This is a genomic window from Tenacibaculum holothuriorum, from assembly GCF_002120225.1.
Classification (GTDB): domain Bacteria; phylum Bacteroidota; class Bacteroidia; order Flavobacteriales; family Flavobacteriaceae; genus Polaribacter; species Polaribacter holothuriorum.
This window is the reverse complement of record NZ_LAPZ01000011.1, coordinates 80,232-97,306: the sequence shown is the minus strand read 5'-3', so window position 1 is coordinate 97,306 and position 17,075 is coordinate 80,232. Positions and strand designations below refer to the sequence as shown.

At 31.9% G+C, this 17,075-nt stretch carries 15 protein-coding genes and 2 tRNA genes; 10 read left to right on the top strand and 7 right to left on the bottom strand.

The genetic code is table 11. The features are described from left to right. Together WH52_RS11430 and WH52_RS11425 are read right to left on the bottom strand one after the other, a co-directional pair. Complete coding sequence (locus WH52_RS11430; protein WP_086031083.1) at positions 1-2,226, bottom strand: TonB-dependent receptor; 2,226 nt, start codon at positions 2,224-2,226, stop codon at positions 1-3. A 59-nt stretch (positions 2,227-2,285) separates the two neighbouring features. Next, a complete protein-coding gene (locus tag WH52_RS11425; RefSeq protein WP_086031082.1) occupies positions 2,286-2,705 on the bottom strand; it encodes an HYC_CC_PP family protein in 420 nt (139 codons plus the stop codon). A gap of 109 nt (positions 2,706-2,814) precedes the next feature. On the opposite strand from WH52_RS11425, the gene WH52_RS11420 reads away from it, so the two are divergent. The 5 genes from WH52_RS11420 to mreC all read left to right on the top strand — a co-directional run bounded on the left by WH52_RS11420 (position 2,815) and on the right by mreC (position 7,102). After that, the gene (locus tag WH52_RS11420; RefSeq protein WP_086031081.1) at positions 2,815-3,267 is read left to right on the top strand and encodes a GAF domain-containing protein; all 453 of its coding nucleotides are present in this window, start codon (positions 2,815-2,817) and stop codon (positions 3,265-3,267) included. 88 nt (positions 3,268-3,355) lie between these two features. Further along, positions 3,356-3,478: a hypothetical protein gene (locus WH52_RS15065; protein ID WP_262509542.1), complete on the top strand. Its 123-nt coding sequence runs from the start codon at positions 3,356-3,358 to the stop codon at positions 3,476-3,478. A 146-nt stretch (positions 3,479-3,624) separates the two neighbouring features. Then, positions 3,625-5,151: a bifunctional phosphoribosylaminoimidazolecarboxamide formyltransferase/IMP cyclohydrolase gene (gene purH / locus WH52_RS11415; protein ID WP_086031135.1), complete on the top strand. Its 1,527-nt coding sequence runs from the start codon at positions 3,625-3,627 to the stop codon at positions 5,149-5,151. Between the two features lie 78 nt (positions 5,152-5,229). Then, positions 5,230-6,258 (top strand): rod shape-determining protein, encoded by a 1,029-nt coding sequence (locus WH52_RS11410; RefSeq protein WP_086031080.1) that lies wholly within the window; start codon positions 5,230-5,232, stop codon positions 6,256-6,258. 16 nt (positions 6,259-6,274) lie between these two features. Next, entirely contained in the window at positions 6,275-7,102 is an 828-nt protein-coding gene (mreC, locus tag WH52_RS11405) for a rod shape-determining protein MreC (protein WP_086031079.1), read from the top strand. Between the two features lie 96 nt (positions 7,103-7,198). On the opposite strand, the gene WH52_RS14900 is transcribed toward mreC, so the two are convergent. Further along, entirely contained in the window at positions 7,199-7,402 is a 204-nt protein-coding gene (locus WH52_RS14900; RefSeq protein ID WP_158091376.1) for a hypothetical protein, read from the bottom strand. Positions 7,403-7,597: 195 nt separating this feature from the next. Here WH52_RS14900 and mrdA point away from each other — a divergent pair, with 195 nt between their 5' ends. Both mrdA and rodA read left to right on the top strand, forming a co-directional pair. Then, a complete protein-coding gene (gene mrdA / locus WH52_RS11395) occupies positions 7,598-9,481 on the top strand; it encodes a penicillin-binding protein 2 (protein ID WP_086031077.1) in 1,884 nt (627 codons plus the stop codon). Next, positions 9,462-10,739: a rod shape-determining protein RodA gene (rodA, locus tag WH52_RS11390; RefSeq protein WP_086031076.1), complete on the top strand. Its 1,278-nt coding sequence runs from the start codon at positions 9,462-9,464 to the stop codon at positions 10,737-10,739. The genes mrdA and rodA overlap by 20 nt, the downstream gene beginning before the upstream one ends. A 461-nt stretch (positions 10,740-11,200) precedes the next feature. Here rodA and rpsT read toward each other — a convergent pair whose 3' ends face one another. The 4 genes from rpsT to proS all read right to left on the bottom strand — a co-directional run bounded on the left by rpsT (position 11,201) and on the right by proS (position 13,301). Further along, positions 11,201-11,452, bottom strand: coding sequence for a 30S ribosomal protein S20 (gene rpsT / locus WH52_RS11385; protein ID WP_086031075.1), 252 nt, complete (start codon positions 11,450-11,452; stop codon positions 11,201-11,203). A gap of 36 nt (positions 11,453-11,488) precedes the next feature. Next, a tRNA-Glu gene (locus WH52_RS11380) sits at positions 11,489-11,560 on the bottom strand. A 114-nt stretch (positions 11,561-11,674) separates the two neighbouring features. Beyond that, a tRNA-Glu gene (locus tag WH52_RS11375) sits at positions 11,675-11,746 on the bottom strand. 76 nt (positions 11,747-11,822) lie between these two features. Continuing rightward, entirely contained in the window at positions 11,823-13,301 is a 1,479-nt protein-coding gene (gene proS / locus WH52_RS11370) for a proline--tRNA ligase (RefSeq protein WP_086031074.1), read from the bottom strand. Between the two features lie 134 nt (positions 13,302-13,435). Between proS and WH52_RS11365 the strand changes: the two genes are divergently transcribed. From WH52_RS11365 to WH52_RS11355, 3 genes are all read left to right on the top strand, one after another. Beyond that, entirely contained in the window at positions 13,436-14,635 is a 1,200-nt protein-coding gene (locus WH52_RS11365; protein WP_086031073.1) for a hypothetical protein, read from the top strand. Positions 14,636-14,682: 47 nt separating this feature from the next. After that, on the top strand, positions 14,683-16,080 hold the full coding sequence (locus WH52_RS11360) for an OmpP1/FadL family transporter (RefSeq protein WP_086031072.1): 1,398 nt from the start codon (positions 14,683-14,685) through the stop codon (positions 16,078-16,080). 95 nt (positions 16,081-16,175) lie between these two features. Further along, positions 16,176-17,072, top strand: a complete 897-nt coding sequence (locus tag WH52_RS11355; protein WP_086031071.1) for a NifU family protein — start codon at positions 16,176-16,178, stop codon at positions 17,070-17,072. Positions 17,073-17,075 lie beyond the last annotated feature (3 nt).

The following is a 17,075-nucleotide window of genomic DNA, read 5'->3' as shown; positions in this document are numbered from 1 at the left end:
TTATTTTATTTTAAATCGCAAACCTGCATAAAAATTGGCTCCAAAAATTGGTGCGTATACTATCGAAGTATCAAAATTTGAACCAAACGGATTATCACTTCCTAAAATAGGATTCTTCTGTTTATAATTGGTTAAGTTTTCACTTCCTGCATACACTTCAAACTTGTTTGAAAAAACTTTTGTTATCTGCGCATTTAACAAATTATAACTTTTAGAATATACTGAATTAAGATTTGGTAATCGTTGTTCTCCAATCCAATTATAAGTAAGATCAAACTTCCAAGGAAAAGAATTTAATGTTATTGGAGTTTCATACGATATATTCGCAAAAAAACGATGTTGTGCTTGCAACGGTTTTTGTTTTCTTCCTGATTTATAATCCGTATAAACATCATAAAACTTATACGCAAATCGAGTATTTAACCTTTTAACTATTTTCTGATTAATTTCTATTTGAAAACTCTTGGCAACACTTTTTCCATCTAAATTATAAAATGAGATTTCTTGTGGATTCTCCCAATCAACAACTACTTGATTTGTGAAGTTTGTTTGATAAAAATCTACCGTTATATCTCCTTTCTTTTCAAACAACTTATACCCTTGTAAGAATGACACACCAAAATTCCATGCTTTTTCAGGATTCAGTCCATAAATTTTTCCTCCCGAATTTTGAATATTCAATTGTCTTGATGAAGCAAAAAACTGTTGATTTTCAGCAAATATATTGGCACTACGTCTACCCGATCCTACAGAAGCTCTTAATACTCCCTTTTCCCAAGGAGCATATCTAAGATGAAATCTTGGAGTAACAAAAGTTCCTAATAAGTTATGAGTATCTACTCTTGCTCCAGCCGTAAAACTGAAATTATCTAAGTTATCGTAAGAGTACTCAAAAAATGCTCCTACAGATTTTTCATTTCTATTATAGTTTTCTTCTTGAGTTACTTTTACCAATTCATCATAACTATCGTAAGAAACATTAATTCCTGTTTTAAACTTATTACGGGTATCTCCTATTATCGAGTTAAAAATTGCACTTCCATAAACACTTTGATGTTCAATATTATAATTTCTTAACCCAAAGTAAGAATCTTGTTTATGATTGCTATACGACAACTGTACACCTATGCTTTGAAAAGGTAATTCAGGAAATACATATCCTACTTTAGCAGACGTTTCAAAACGCCTTGTTTTAATTTCACTTCCCCAAATAGTATTCGAGCCTTTATGAATATCTGGATTAAACTCTAGCTGCCCTAATTGCTTATTATCATTTACAAAATGAACATTAAAAAAGCTTACCCAACCTTTTTCCGCATTGGTATATTGCCAACGGTTCATTACATTAATTTGGTCTGCTAACGGATTGTCTAAAAACCCATCGTTATTTACATCAAACTTACTTCCTCTATAATTCCCATGTAAATAAATACCTGTATGCCATTTTTCATTAATTTTTTGATTGAAATGCGTATTCAATTCTAATCTTCCCATTCGAGAAGCATAAGTATTTACAAACAATTTATTATCTGAAAACGGTTTTACCAATTCGGTATTTATTTGTCCCGAGATACTTTCAAAACCATTTACTACACTTCCAGCTCCTTTGGTAATTTGAATACTTTCCACCCAAGTCCCTGGTGTAAATGTGAGTCCAAATGCTTGAGCTGCTCCTCGAATTGATGGTATATTTTCTTGAGTAATTAATAAATAAGGACTCGTTAAACCTAACATTTGAATTTGCTTAGTTCCAGTAATTGCATCAGAAAAATTCACATCTATTGACGGATTTGTTTCAAAACTCTCTGAAAGATTACAACAAGCCGCTTTTAATAATTCTTCACTATTAATCGTTGCTACGTTTTGTGTTTGTAAGTATGATTTTTGAGTTGCTTCTTTTTTTGCGTTTATCGATACTTCATCTAACGTATTTTCTTCAGTTAAAAAGTAATGAATTGGTTTATTATTTTTAATAGTAATTGTATCGGTTTTATAACCTACAAAACTTACTACTAACTTTTTATATTCTTTTTTATAAGGAAGCTCAAACCATCCTTTTTCATTTGTGGTAGTACCTATAGAAGTATTTAGCCAATAAACATTAGCTCCGTAAACTCCTAAATTATCTTTCGGATTGTTCTTATCCATTATCATTCCCTTGTAAGTATTTTGAGAGAATGAGAGTAAACTAAGTAGCATAAAAAAGCTACTGATATATTTTTTCATTTATTATCATATTAATCATTAAACATTTTTATAGCGTTTTGCTTTAAAAACATTTAAAATCATATGATAAATACCTCATGTAAAACTTGAAAATTAAAGTATAAGCTGGGGGGCGAATAATTCTTGTGCGGAATTATTAATCGCTGAAGTTTTTTAAACATCAATTTGTATGAAACTGCATAAGCAATTACAAACTTTTGAAGTTTAAATGTAATTTTATCTATTGACGTTTTTTGAAAATCGTCCTGTCCATCAATTTGCTGAACTTCATCTTTACAGCATTTTTTCTTTTTCTCTACTCTTTTTTCTTCACAACTGTCTTTTTCTACTTCACCAGAACAAGATTGTGCTTCACCAAAATAAGAAATATCCACTAAAAAATCACCACAAAAATGCTTTTCTACAGTAAATGAGAATGTAGAAAACAAAACCAAAAAGGCTAAAGTTAATGACGATATTTTTAAGAAAAATGATTTCATTAGAGGGCAAATGTACAAAAACAAAATTTCTTCTTTTTTAAAACATCTGTTAAAACTATTTTTGTAAGCTTATATATTCTTTTTCGAACTAGTTAAGAAAGATTAAAAAATGAACTTAGATCAACATAAAAATAAAGTAAACACTATTATAAATAGTGTTATTTCAAAAGAAGAAAAATTACAACAAATTTGTGATTATCTAGAAGCTCAAATTAGCTATTACGATTGGGTAGGTTTTTATTTTAAAAACGGAAACAAAGAAGAACTTAAATTAGCTCAATTTACAGGAGAGCCAACGGATCATACAATTATTCCTTTTGGTAAAGGTATTTGTGGTCAAGTTGCTGTAAGCAATGAAAACTTTGTTGTACAAGACGTAAGTGAACAAGACAACTATATTTCTTGCGGATGGAAGGTAAAATCTGAAATTGTAATTCCAATTTTTGTAAACGGAGAAAACATCGGACAAATAGACATTGATTCTCACACAGTTAACCCATTCACCCCACAAGATGAGGAGTTATTAGAGCATGTTTGTAGTAAAGTTGCAACGATTTTGTAATTTTTTTCGCAATTGCTTGATTATTAATATATTTTTTCTTTTATTTGAAAACTATTAGTAATAATTAACTTCATTTAATCCCCTTAAAATGAGCAACAAACAAATCCCCACGTATGCTGCGCTTGGAAATAGTTCACATACACAAACAAAACAATCACTTTACGAAAAATTTGCTACTTGGTTCCGCAATTTCTTAGAAACTGCAGAATAATAGTTTTTTACTTTTTCGTTTTTGTTAGATAAAACACCATCAAGCTTTAATTTGATGGTGTTTTATTTTGCTTTAAAATCCGAAAAACTTTATTGTATAAACTTGTGGGTTTTAGTAGTTTTGTTCGCTTAACAACACAACAACAAATGAACACTACAAAAACGATTAAATCGGCATTAATCTCTGTATTTCACAAAGACGGATTAGAGCCTATTGTTAAGAAGCTAAATGAGCTTAATGTTACTATTTATTCTACTGGAGGTACCGAAAAATTCATCAAAGATTTAGGTATTAATGTAGTACCTGTAGAAGATGTAACTTCTTATCCATCTATTTTAGGAGGTAGAGTAAAAACACTACACCCAAAAGTATTTGGCGGAATTCTAAATCGTCAAAATCATGAAGGAGATGTTGCTGAATTAGAGGAATATGAAATTCCGCAGATAGATTTAGTAATTGTTGATTTATATCCTTTTGAAAAAACAGTTGCTTCTGGAGCTGCAGAACAAGATATTATTGAAAAAATTGATATTGGAGGAATTTCTCTTATTAGAGCAGCTGCTAAAAACTTTAAAGACACATTTATTGTTTCTTCAATGGAACAATATGATGAGTTTTTAAACATCATTTCAGAAAATAACGGAGAAACAAATATTAATGATAGGAAGAAATTTGCTGCTAAAGCATTTAACATTTCATCCCATTACGATACAGCTATTTTCAATTATTTCAACGAAGAGGAAATCGTTTATAAAGCAAGCGAAACTACTTCTAAAACATTACGTTATGGAGAGAATCCACACCAACAAGGATATTTCTTTGGAGATTTAGACGCAATGTTCGACAAATTACACGGTAAAGAACTAAGTTATAACAATTTATTAGATGTAGATGCTGCTGTTAACTTAATGAACGAATTTAAAGACGAAGCACCAACATTTGCTATTTTAAAACATAACAATGCTTGTGGTTTTGCTCAAAGAGAAACAGTTTACCAAGCCTATGTAGATGCTTTAGCTGGAGATCCTGTTTCTGCTTTTGGAGGTATTTTAATTAGTAATACTACTATTGACAAAGCTACTGCTGAAGAAATTCATAAACTTTTCTGCGAAGTAGTAATTGCTCCGGCATTTAACGATGACGCTTTAGAAATTTTAAAAGGAAAGAAAAACAGAGTTTTATTAGTTCAAAAAGAAGTTGAATTACCAGCTCAAAATGTAAGAACTGCTTTAAACGGATTGTTAATTCAAGATAAAGACAATAAAACCGATCGTTTAGAGGATTTATCGTACGCAACTAACAATAAACCAACCGAAAGTGAGTTAGAGGATTTACTATTTGCCTCTAAAATTTGTAAGCACACAAAATCTAATACAATTGTTTTGACTAAAAACAAACAATTATGTGCTAGTGGAACTGGACAAACAAGTAGAGTTGATGCTTTAAGACAAGCTATTGAAAAAGCTAAAAACTTCAACTTCAATTTGGAAAATGCTGTTATGGCAAGTGATGCATTTTTTCCTTTTCCTGATTGTGTAGAAATTGCAGATAAAGCAGGTATAAAAAGCGTAATTCAACCAGGAGGTTCAATTAAAGATCAATTAAGCATTGACTATTGTAACAACAATAACGTTGCTATGGTTTTTACTGGAACCAGACATTTTAAACATTAATAATTTTAGTTGTAGAATCAAAGCAGATTTTTAGTAGATTTGTAAGATTCCACTTAAATTTAGATAACATAATACCATATGGGTTTTTTTGATTTCATGACTGAAGACATTGCGGTAGATTTAGGAACCGCAAATACCTTAATCATTCACAACGGAAAAGTTGTAATAGACAGTCCTTCTATTGTTGCAAGAAACAGACTAACTGGAAAAATTATTGCCACTGGTCATGAAGCCAATAGAATGCAAGGAAAAACTCATGAAAACATAAAAACTATTCGTCCATTAAAAGACGGAGTTATCGCAGATTTTCAAGCTTCAGAAGAAATGATTAAAGAATTTGTTAAGCAAATTCCTGCAATTAAAAAGAAGCTTTTCCCACCATCATTACGAATGGTTATTTGTATTCCGTCTGGTATTACAGAAGTAGAAAAACGTGCGGTTATTGACTCTGGTCGTCATATGAATGCTAAAGAAATCTATTTGATTTACGAACCAATGGCAGCTGCAATTGGGGTTGGTATTGATATTATGGAACCTAAAGGAAATATGATTATTGACATAGGTGGAGGAACTACAGAAATTGCTGTTATTGCTTTGGCAGGTATTGTATGCGATCAATCGGTAAAAGTTGCTGGTGATTTATTTACAAGTGATATTATGTATTACATGCGTACGCAACACAACTTACATGTTGGAGAAACTACTGCTGAAAAAATCAAAATTCAAATAGGCTCTGCTACTGAAGATTTAGACACGCCACCAGACGATATGATGGTTCAAGGACGTGATTTATTAAGTGGTAAACCTAAACAAGTACAAGTATCGTATCGTGAAATTGCGAAAGCATTAGATAAATCTATTTTACGTATCGAAGATGCAGTTATGGAAACCTTATCTAAAACTCCACCAGAATTAGCTGCCGATATTTACAATACTGGTATTTATTTAGCAGGTGGTGGTTCTATGTTACGTGGTTTAGACAAGCGTTTATCTAGAAAAACAGACCTACCTGTTTATGTAGCCGAAGATCCATTACGTGCAGTGGTTAGAGGTACTGGAATTGCACTTAAAAATATTGAGAAATACAAAACAGTATTACTTAAATAAAACACAATGATAATTTATGCAACAGCTTATTTATTTCTTTCAGAAGTATAAGTATTTTCTTTTTTTCTTATTTCTCGAAATAATCGCTGTTGCATTAATTATTAACAATCATTCTTTTCATAGAAGTAAATTTATTAGTTCAACAAATTTTATTACTGGAGGTATTCAAGAAAAAACTTCTAATATTTCTGAATACATGAACTTAAAAAGTCAGAACAAATTACTTTCTGAAGAAAATACTCGACTTAAAAACTTACTTCAACAATACAATACTATAATTGATTCTGTAACATTAACACAGAAAAACGACTCTATTTTCAAACAGAAATTTTCTTTTGTAAATGGAAAAATCACAAGTAATAATTACACTACTCCATTCAACTTTCTAACAGTTAACAGAGGAAGTAAAAACGGGCTAAAAAAAGAAATGGCTGTTGTAAACAGCAAAGGAATTATTGGAATTACCGATAATGTTTCTGGAAGTTATGCCAGAGTTCAATCCATTTTAAATAAAAACAGTAAAATTAATGCTCGTTTTAAAAACGGATTCCACTTCGGAACTTTAATTTGGGACGGAAAGAACACTAATATTGTTCAGTTAACCGATATTCCAAGACAAGCTACTTACAATGTTGGAGATACTATAATTACTGGAGGAAAATCAACTATTTTTCCTGAAGGAATTTTAATTGGTACTGTTGCTAACGTTCCTGATAAAATAACAGCATCAAACACCATTGATATTAAATTATTTAACGACATGACTAACCTAGGCTATGTCGATATAATAATAAGTTTAGATAAAGAAGAAATAAAAACGTTGCAAAACAAACCGAATGAATAAAACCTTATACATAGCTTTTTTATTTTTCTTTTTGCTTTTTTTGCAAGTATTAGTCTTAAACAATGTATTGTTTTTAGGGTATATTAATCCGTATCTCTATATAGCATTTGTATTTTTGTATCCAGTAAGAAACAACAGGTTTCCATTTTTATTTCTATCTTTTTTATTAGGTCTTTGTGTTGATGCTTTTTCTAATCTAGGTGGAGTAAATGCATTTTCAATCTTATTTATAGCATACATTCGTGTGTTTTTTATAAGAACTATTTTTAGAAAGACTTCATCAGAGCTTTCTACTTTCAATTTAAAATTAGAAACTTTCGATAAAGTTTTTAACTATGTAGCTTTACTCACATTAATACATCATTTTCTTTTATTTACACTAATTAACTTCGGGTTTTCAAATTTTACTAATGTATTGTTAAATACAATTTTTTCGACTGTATTTACGTTAATTTTGTATTTTTTAGGAAGTTTTATTTTCAGTAAAAAAGATTCATGAAACGTAGTTTTTTACTCATCTTTTTAATCGCTTTAGTTAGCTTAATATATATTATTAGGTTATTTCAACTACAAATTGTTCGTGGTGGAAATCAAAACCCAATATATGGCGCTACCGTAAAAATTGAATACGATTACCCAGAAAGAGGTTATGTATACGATCGTAATGGAGAATTATTAGTTGCCAATCAACTTTCTTACGATGTAATGGTAGTTCCTAAAGAAGTTAAACAAATTGACACTTTAGAGTTTTGCAAACTATTAAAAATAGACAAGAAGAGCTTTGTAAAGCGATTCAAAAAAGCTGAAAGATATGCAAGATGGCTTCCTTCAGTATTCTTAAAACAGCTAGCAAAAGAAGATTTCGCTTACTTGCAAGAAAAACTACCTAAATACAAAGGGTTCTATATTCAGAAACGTATTATTAGAGATTACCCAATTAAATCCGCTGCCAATGTCTTAGGATATATTAGTGAAGTAAACGAACAAAAAGCACGAACCAGTAACTACTACGAACAAGGGGAACTAATTGGAAAGATGGGGGTTGAAGCCCAATACGAAAACGAACTTCGTGGTGTTAAAGGAAAAAAACACTTTAAAAGAAATAACCTAAATAAAATAACTGGTTCATATAAAAAAGGCAAATATGATACCTTAGCGTTAGCTGGTAACGACTTAACATTAACTATAGATTCTAAACTTCAACAGTATGGAGAAAAGTTAATGCGAGGTAAACGAGGAGGAATTGTTGCAATTGAGCCTGCTACTGGCGAAATACTAGCTTTAATTACAGCTCCTTCTTACGATCCTAATTTATTAGTAGGAAGAAAACGTTCACCCAATTCTGTGAGACTTTTTAATGACACCATTAATACACCTACATTCGACAGAGGTTTACAAGCAATGTACCCTCCAGGTTCTCCTTTTAAAATCATAAATGGATTAATTGGTTTACAAGAAAATGTTATTGACGAAAGCACATACGTCTACTGCAAGCATGGTTACAAGTACGGAAAACGTAAAAATGAGTTTATGGGTTGTCACTGTGGAATTGTAGGTAGACCCATTCGTTTAAAAACAGCAATCGCTAAATCTTGTAATAGTTTTTTTGCAACGACTTACAAAAGAATTTTAGATAAAGCTGATAATCCAAATATCGGAATAGAAGCTTGGAACAAACATGCGGAAAGTTTTGGACTTGGAAATTATCTAGGCTATGATTTACCCTCAGGAAGAAAAGGTGTAATTCCAGATGCAAAATTCTATAATAGATGGTATAAAAATCGATGGAGATCGACCTACACCATATCTAACGCTATCGGTCAAGGTGAAATTTTAACAACACCAATGCAGTTAGCAAATATGACTGCAGCTATTGCCAACAAAGGTTTTTTCTACACACCACACATTGTTAAAAAAATAAATAACCAATCCATAACAGACTCTACATATACAGTAAAAAGACACACAACTATTGATAAAGAACATTTTCCAATTGCCATTGATGCTATGCACGATGTTTTTACTTACGGAACCGCTAAATGGTATCAAGTAGATGGGTTAGACATTTGTGGAAAAACGGGTACTGCAGAAAACAAAATTAAAATTGTTGATGGTAAAAAAGTACAAGCTCCCGACCACTCTATTCTAATTGCTTTTGCTCCAAAAGATAATCCTAAAATTGCCATGGCTGTTTTTGTTGAAAACGGAGGTTATGGTTCAACAATTGCTGCACCAGTTACTAGTTTAATGATTGAAAAATATCTTACGGGTACAACCACTAGAAAAAATTTAGAAGACAGAATGGTTAATTTTAGTCTTCAAAAAGAATACGATAAACTAATAAAAAAGCACGATACCATTGCGTCAGGAACGAAATAACATATTTGCTAGTATAGACTGGGTATTAATACTAATCTATTTTATTCTTGTTGGTTTTGGATGGATGAATATTTACGCTGCCTCATCTACAGATACTGCTACTCAATTATTTGATTTTTCCACTAAATATGGTAAGCAATTAATATTTATTTGCGCAAGTGTTCCTTTAATGGTTTTTATTCTCTTTTTTAACTCTAAATTCTATGAACAATTTGCAAGTGTTCTCTATATATTCTCACTAGTTTTATTAGCTGGAGTATTAGTTATAGGAAAGAAAATTAACGGAGCCACCTCTTGGTATAACTTTGGCGGAATAGGATTACAACCTTCAGAATTTGCAAAAGCTTTTACAGCTCTAGCTTTAGCAAAATTAATGAGTGATCGACAGTACAATCTAAAGCTTTTAAAAAATCAAGTTAAGGCATTTATTGTAATGTTTTTACCTGCATTTTTTATAGCATTACAACCAGATATGGGATCTGTTCTTATCTATTTCTCTTTCTTTTTTGTATTAAACAGAGAAGGGTTAACATTAAACTATTTCATTTTAGGAGTAACAGCAATCGTATTGTTCTTACTTACCGTTTATTTTGGTACAAAATGGGTATTAATTACTGTAATTTCAATCCTAACTATAGCTATAATTTATAACGTATATAAAAACAAACAGTTTATTCGCTTTAATTGGCCCATAGTAGTAGGTGCATATTTAGCTTTAAGCACATTTATTTTTGCTGTAGGATACACCTACACTAATGTATTTGAACAACATCAAAAAGATCGTTTCGATATCTTATTAGGAAAAATTAAAGACACAAGAGGCATTGGTTACAACTCACATCAATCAGAATTAACAGTAAGCTCTGGAGGTTTTTTTGGAAAAGGTTTTTTACAAGGAGACAGAACTCAGGGAGATTTTGTACCAGAACAGCATACAGACTATATATTCAGCACTGTTGGTGAAGAGTGGGGATTCTTAGGAAGTAGCTTAGTTATTATTCTTTTTATGATTTTATTATATCGAATCATATACCTCGCAGAAACGCATACTAATAAATTTGGAAGAATATATGGTTACGGAGTAGCATCAATAATTTTCTTTCACGTAATTGTAAATATTGGTATGGTAATAGGTCTTTTACCTACAATTGGAATACCTCTTCCTTTCTTTAGCTATGGAGGATCTTCCTTATGGGGCTTTACTTTATTACTCTTCATTTTCATAAGACTTGATGCTCATAAAAAATATGACTGGTAAACAAGAAGCACAAATCCCTTATTGAATAAAAAGTCCTTTTACGAAGTATCATCTCTTTCTCAGCAATTTTAACCACTAATACTTTAGCTATTTATTCATCATTATTATCTTCAGTATTAATCTTCTTTCTATTAATTAACTAAATCTAATTTTAGCACTAACCTTAATTCATTTTCTCCTTTAACTTCAATAACACATTTAAGTACTATTAATATCTATAGCTCAATGATTATCATTTTTACACACTTCATACTGGTGTAGTAATATTCAATGAAAACAACATAAAGCATAGGATAAAAACTATTTTTATTTGATTAACATTTAAAAATCAAACTATTAGTACTTTTCTAATTCATTAACTTTCTTATTAAAAAATAGTTTAACAGAATTTTAGATAAAATAATGCATAAAAAAAAAGCATCTCATACGAGATGCTTTTTTATTAACTAACCTTAAAACTCTTATAAAGCTGCAACATGCTTAGCCAACTTTGACTTTAAGTTTGCCGCTTTATTCTTATGAATAATGTTGTTCTTTGCTAATTTATCTAACATAGAAACAACTGACGAAAACATTCCTTCTGCTTCCTTCTTATCTGTAGTAGCCCTTAATTTTCTAACAGCATTACGTGTAGTTTTATGCTGATATTTATTTCTTAAGCGCTTCGCTTCGTTACTTCTTATTCTCTTTAATGCTGACTTATGATTTGCCATTATACTAAACGTTAAATGTTTATAAAAAAACTTTTGTACTCCGTACGGGATTCGAACCCGTGTTACCAGGATGAAAACCTGGCGTCCTAACCCCTAGACGAACGGAGCATTACAATCTCTAATTGATTGCGGGTGCAAATATAGAAACTTCTTTTTATATCTGCAATAAAAAATATTTCTATTTTTTGATAAAAAAAGCTTCGAAATAAATTCGAAGCTTTGTACTCCGTACGGGATTCGAACCCGTGTTACCAGGATGAAAACCTGGCGTCCTAACCCCTAGACGAACGGAGCAAAACAATCAATTTCTTGTTTGCGGGTGCAAATATATAAACTCTTTTGAATTGCACCAAAACTTTTTTAAGTTTTTTTAATACGCTTTTGCAAACAGTACTCTTTTAGTAGATGGCTTACCTGTAAAAACACATACTCCTGCTTCTTCAACAGCATCGTTTGGTATACACCTAATCGTTGCTTTTGTTAATTCTTTAATCTTATCTTCAGTTTCAATTGTTCCATCCCAGTGAGCAGAAATAAATCCTCCTTTATTTTCAATTACATCTTTAAATTCATCAAAAGTATTTACCTCTGTTGTATGTTCACTTCTATAATTTAAAGCTTTCGTATAAAGACTCTCTTGAATATCATTTAATAATTGTTCAACAGTAGTTACCACATCATCTTGAGCAACGGTTTGTTTTTCAAAAGTATCTCTACGAGCAACCTCAACAGTACCGTTTTCTAAATCTCTTTTACCCATTGCAATTCTTACAGGAACACCTTTTAATTCGTATTCTGCAAATTTTGCTCCTGGACGCATCGTATCTCTATCATCAAACTTAACCGAAACTCCCTTTGCTTTTAATTCCTTAATAATAGGATCTACTTTATCGAAAATAGCACTCAATTGTTCTTCTCCTTTATATATAGGAACAATCACTACTTGAATTGGCGCTAACTTAGGAGGTAATACTAATCCAGCATCATCAGAGTGCGTCATAATTAAACCACCAATTAAACGTGTTGAAACTCCCCAAGAAGTAGCCCAAACATATTCTTGTTTCCCTTCTCTAGACGTATACTTTACATCAAAAGCTTTCGCAAAATTTTGCCCTAAGAAGTGAGAAGTACCAGCTTGTAAAGCTTTACCATCTTGCATTAAAGCTTCAATAGTTAATGTATCATCTGCACCAGCAAAACGTTCACTTTCAGATTTTGCTCCCTTTACTACTGGCATTGCCATAAATTGTTCTGCAAACGTTGCATACACTTCTTGCATTTGTTTTGCTTCTGCTATAGCCTCAGCTTTTGTTGCGTGAGCTGTATGACCTTCTTGCCATAAAAACTCTGCAGTACGTAAAAATAAACGTGTACGCATTTCCCAACGAACAACGTTAGCCCATTGGTTAATTAATAATGGTAAATCTCTATGTGATTGAATCCATCCTTTATAGGTATTCCATATAATAGCTTCTGAAGTTGGTCTTACCACTAATTCTTCTTCTAGTTTTGCTTCAGGATCTACACGTAACTTCCCTTCATTATCAGGGTCATTTTGCAAACGATAATGAGTTACTACTGCACACTCTTTAGCAAAACCTTCTGCATTTTTCTCCTCAGCTTCGAACAAACTTTTAGGAACAAAAAGTGGAAAATATGCATTTTGATGTCCTGTTTCTTTAAACATTCTATCTAACTCTGCTTGCATTTTTTCCCAGATTGCAAATCCGTAGGGTTTAATCACCATACAACCTCTTACAGCTGAGTTTTCAGCCATATCAGCCTTTACAATCAATTCGTTATACCACTTTGAGTAATCTTCTGCTCTTTTCGTTAAATGTTTGCTCATATTCAAAAGTTTGGCATAAAAATTGTTACTTTTTATGCGTAAATTGTGTTTGCAAAACTACATTAAAAAGAGAATTTTGCCCAAATAATAACTCGTTTTTTGCAAATATTTAAAATTAACTAAAAAGCATAGACATGAAGTTACATTACACTAAAACCAAACTCCCTTTATATTTTCTATCATTATTTATGGTGGCTACCTTAGTTTCTTGCGGAAGTACACAAACGGTTACTGGTAATGATGACGGAATTTATGCCGACGATACAGAACAACCTCAACGACGAGTTGTGGAAGTAGATGAAGAGGAGTTTAAAAAACATGAAGAAAATTATTTTAGAAAAGAAGTAGAACGTATAGGTGCTTTAAAAGGAAACGATATTTTTACTGAAATAGAAGAATACAGTTCTGAAGATTTTGACGTTGAAGAAGAAATTATAGACGAAGAAAGACCAAAAACTAGAATTACTTATAACTACAATGAACCTTGGGGTTATAGCTCTGATGCTGATGTGGTAATTAACATTAATACAGCTCCTCGTTGGGGATTCAACGGATTTTACGATCCATATTGGGATACCCCTTGGGGATGGAATAGATGGGGTTGGAATCGTTGGGGATGGAGAACCGGATGGAACAGATGGGGCTACAATCCTTATTGGCATCCTTACCACTGGAACACAGGAATCTATGTAGGCATTGGTGTTGGAGGTTTTTACGACCCTTTTTACTGCCCTCCTTATTATAGACCATTTAGAAACGGATACTATTACGGAAACAGATATTATCGTCCAATTAGAAGAGGTGCAAACCCTTACCGTAGAGGTTACGGAGTTGCTTCTAACTCAAGAAGAGGTTATTCTACTAATAGAAGAGCTACAAGTTCTAGAAGATCTTCTGATGTTTATAGAAGAAACGGCAGATCTACTCGAAGTACAAGAAGCACTAGAGGATATAACTCTACTCGTTCTACAAGAGGAATAAGTAAAACTAGAAGAAATACTAGAGGTTATACTACTGGAGGACATAAACCTAGCAGCACAAATAGAAGTACTCGTTCTACTCGAAGAAGCTACAACACTGGCGGAAGCAGGTCATCTAGAAACATTAGAAGTAATGGAAGATCTACACGTAGTACACGAAGTTATTCAAACAATTCTAGTAATCGATCGTCTAGAAATTATTCTTCAAATAGAAATTCAAGATCTACTCGTAGCTACACTCCTTCTCGATCTTCGAGATCTTCAAGAAGCTACTCTTCATCAAGAGGATTCTCTAGCAGTAGAGGAACATCTAGTAGAAGTTCAAGCGGAAGAAGCTCTAGAGGTAGAAGATAAAAACACCAAACTACACAGTATAAGTTAAACGAATTATCAAGAAAAACATGAAACGATTTTTTATAATAGCGACTTTAGTCGCAGGAACGTTAACGTCCTTTTCTCAATCTTTAGGCTACAATGATTTAGGCATCATTTTTAGCCAAGACAACAACAACGGTACAGCACGATTTAACGCAATGAGCGGAGCTTTTGGAGCTCTTGGTGGAGATGTGTCTTCTATAGGAATAAACCCCGCAGGTGGTGCTGTAGCAAGAAAAAGTAAACTTTCTTTTACTATGGGTAATAGAAATACCGACATAGCTGCAAGTTACTACGGAAATACTTTAAACAATCAAGATGATTTTTTTAATGTAACACAAGCTGGTGCAATTTTATCATTTGATTCAGCTTACGATAGTGATTGGAATCGTTTTGCTTTAAGTTTTAACTATAGACTTAAAAATGATTTTGATGGAAGTTTTTCTGTAAGGGGTAATAGTGGTCAAGCATTTTTCAATGAACATCCAGATGATCCAGCTACTCCAAGAACTCAATTTACAAATGCTCGAGAACAAAGTTTCACAAGCACTTTAAATGGAGAATCGAGTGTATTTAGTTTTGGATTTTCTGCAGTACATCAAAACAAATTATTTGTAGGTGCTACAGTAAATTTACACGATGTAAGATTAGGTCAAAGAGCTACTCTTAATGAGATTAATGAAGATGGAAATGGTAATACACTTACCGCGTTTAATGAACAAATTAGCAGATTCGAAGGACAAGGTTTTTCTTTAGGTGTTGGTTTTATTTATAAAATGCATCAAAATTTAAGACTTGGACTTTCTTACGAAACTCCGACTTGGTATACTGAAGTTTTAGAGGAAAGTAATTTAGCTGTTTTTGATCCTAATGACTCTACTTACGATCATTGGTTAGGCTACACTAGAATTAGCGCTACCAACATTACTCCTAATGTAGACAGCGGTGAAGAGTTTAATACATATGCTTTTAGATTAAAAACTCCAGGTAAACTAACCGCTAGTGGAGCTATATTATTCGACAAAAAAGGTTTAATCAGTATTGATTATACGTTTAAAGATTATAAAAACACTAATTTTTCAAACGGTAACTTTACAGATGTAAACAACAACTTCAACAACGATTTTAGAAGTACACATGCTGTTAACATTGGTACCGAATGGAGGTTTGATAAAATGAGTATTCGAGGAGGTTATCACTATGAGCAAAGTCCATATAAAGATGCTTTAGACTCTGACAATTTAAAAGGCTTCTCTGCTGGATTAGGTTATAATTTCGGAAACATGAATTTTGGCTTATCATATAGTAAAACAGAAAGCACTTCTCCTTACCGATTATATAATACAGATAGAGTTAATGTAAACCCTGCAGAATTAAACATTAATACTGCAAGAATTATGGGTACACTTACAATAAATCTATAGTAGACATACAATTAATAAAAAGCTCCGTTAGGTTTTATAAATCTAACGGAGCTTTTTTATTTTTTTACCGTAATTTTGCACCTCATTATAATTTTATGAGCACAATAAAAATTAACATTCAAGAAACTGCAAACGAAACCATTATAAAATTTGTAAGCAATACTATTTTAATTAATGGAGGTAGTTATGAATACAACAATATAGACGAAGCTAAAAACTCACCTTTAGCACAACAATTATTCTACTTACCTTTTGTAAAAAAGGTTTTTGTAACGGCAAATTTTATTGCTATTCAACGTTACGACATTGTTCAATGGAATGATGTGGAAGAAGAAGTAAAAGAGCAAATAGAAGCTTATTTAACAGAAGGTAATCCTGTAGTAAAAGAAGAAGTTACTTCAAAAAAAGAACCTATTGAAGTATATGCTGAAGTTACTCCTAACCCAGCAGTAATGAAGTTTGGGACTAACAAAGCCTTAACTCAAACAGATGTGGAGTATCACAATATTGATGAAGCTAGCAAGTCATCTCCGTTAGCACAAGAGTTATTCAACTTTCCTTTTGTAAAAGAAATATTTATTTCTCAAAATTATGTTTCTATTACAAAATATGATATGGTTGAATGGAATGATGTTTTTCAAGATGTTCGTTCATTCATTAGAAACTTCCTGTTAGATGGTAAAACCATTATTAGAGAATTGCCGAAACAAGAAACAAAACAAAATGTAGAAATTCCGAAAGAAAACCTTACCGACACCGAGGCTAAAATTGTTGATATTCTAGATGAATATATTAAACCTGCTGTAGCGTCTGACGGAGGAAATATTGCTTTTAAATCGTACAATAAAGATAGTAAAGTTGTTAGCGTTGTTTTACAAGGAGCATGCAGCGGATGTCCTTCATCAACAGTAACGTTAAAGAACGGAATTGAAACAATGTTAAAAGAAATGCTTCCTAATCAAATTAGTGAAGTTGTTGCAATTAACGGATAAAAC

Bases quoted from the DNA above. Each gene is read 5' to 3' on its own strand.
- WH52_RS11430 (WP_086031083.1), bottom strand. From the start codon at position 2,226: ATGAAAAAATATATCAGTAGCTTTTTTATGCTACTTAGTTTACTCTCA.
- WH52_RS11425 (WP_086031082.1), bottom strand. From the start codon at position 2,705: ATGAAATCATTTTTCTTAAAAATATCGTCATTAACTTTAGCCTTTTTG.
- WH52_RS11420 (WP_086031081.1), top strand. From the start codon at position 2,815: ATGAACTTAGATCAACATAAAAATAAAGTAAACACTATTATAAATAGT.
- WH52_RS15065 (WP_262509542.1), top strand. From the start codon at position 3,356: ATGAGCAACAAACAAATCCCCACGTATGCTGCGCTTGGAAATAGTTCA.
- purH (WP_086031135.1), top strand. From the start codon at position 3,625: ATGAACACTACAAAAACGATTAAATCGGCATTAATCTCTGTATTTCAC.
- WH52_RS11410 (WP_086031080.1), top strand. From the start codon at position 5,230: ATGGGTTTTTTTGATTTCATGACTGAAGACATTGCGGTAGATTTAGGA.
- mreC (WP_086031079.1), top strand. From the start codon at position 6,275: ATGCAACAGCTTATTTATTTCTTTCAGAAGTATAAGTATTTTCTTTTT.
- mrdA (WP_086031077.1), top strand. From the start codon at position 7,598: ATGAAACGTAGTTTTTTACTCATCTTTTTAATCGCTTTAGTTAGCTTA.
- rpsT (WP_086031075.1), bottom strand. From the start codon at position 11,452: ATGGCAAATCATAAGTCAGCATTAAAGAGAATAAGAAGTAACGAAGCG.
- proS (WP_086031074.1), bottom strand. From the start codon at position 13,301: ATGAGCAAACATTTAACGAAAAGAGCAGAAGATTACTCAAAGTGGTAT.
- WH52_RS11365 (WP_086031073.1), top strand. From the start codon at position 13,436: ATGAAGTTACATTACACTAAAACCAAACTCCCTTTATATTTTCTATCA.
- WH52_RS11360 (WP_086031072.1), top strand. From the start codon at position 14,683: ATGAAACGATTTTTTATAATAGCGACTTTAGTCGCAGGAACGTTAACG.
- WH52_RS11355 (WP_086031071.1), top strand. From the start codon at position 16,176: ATGAGCACAATAAAAATTAACATTCAAGAAACTGCAAACGAAACCATT.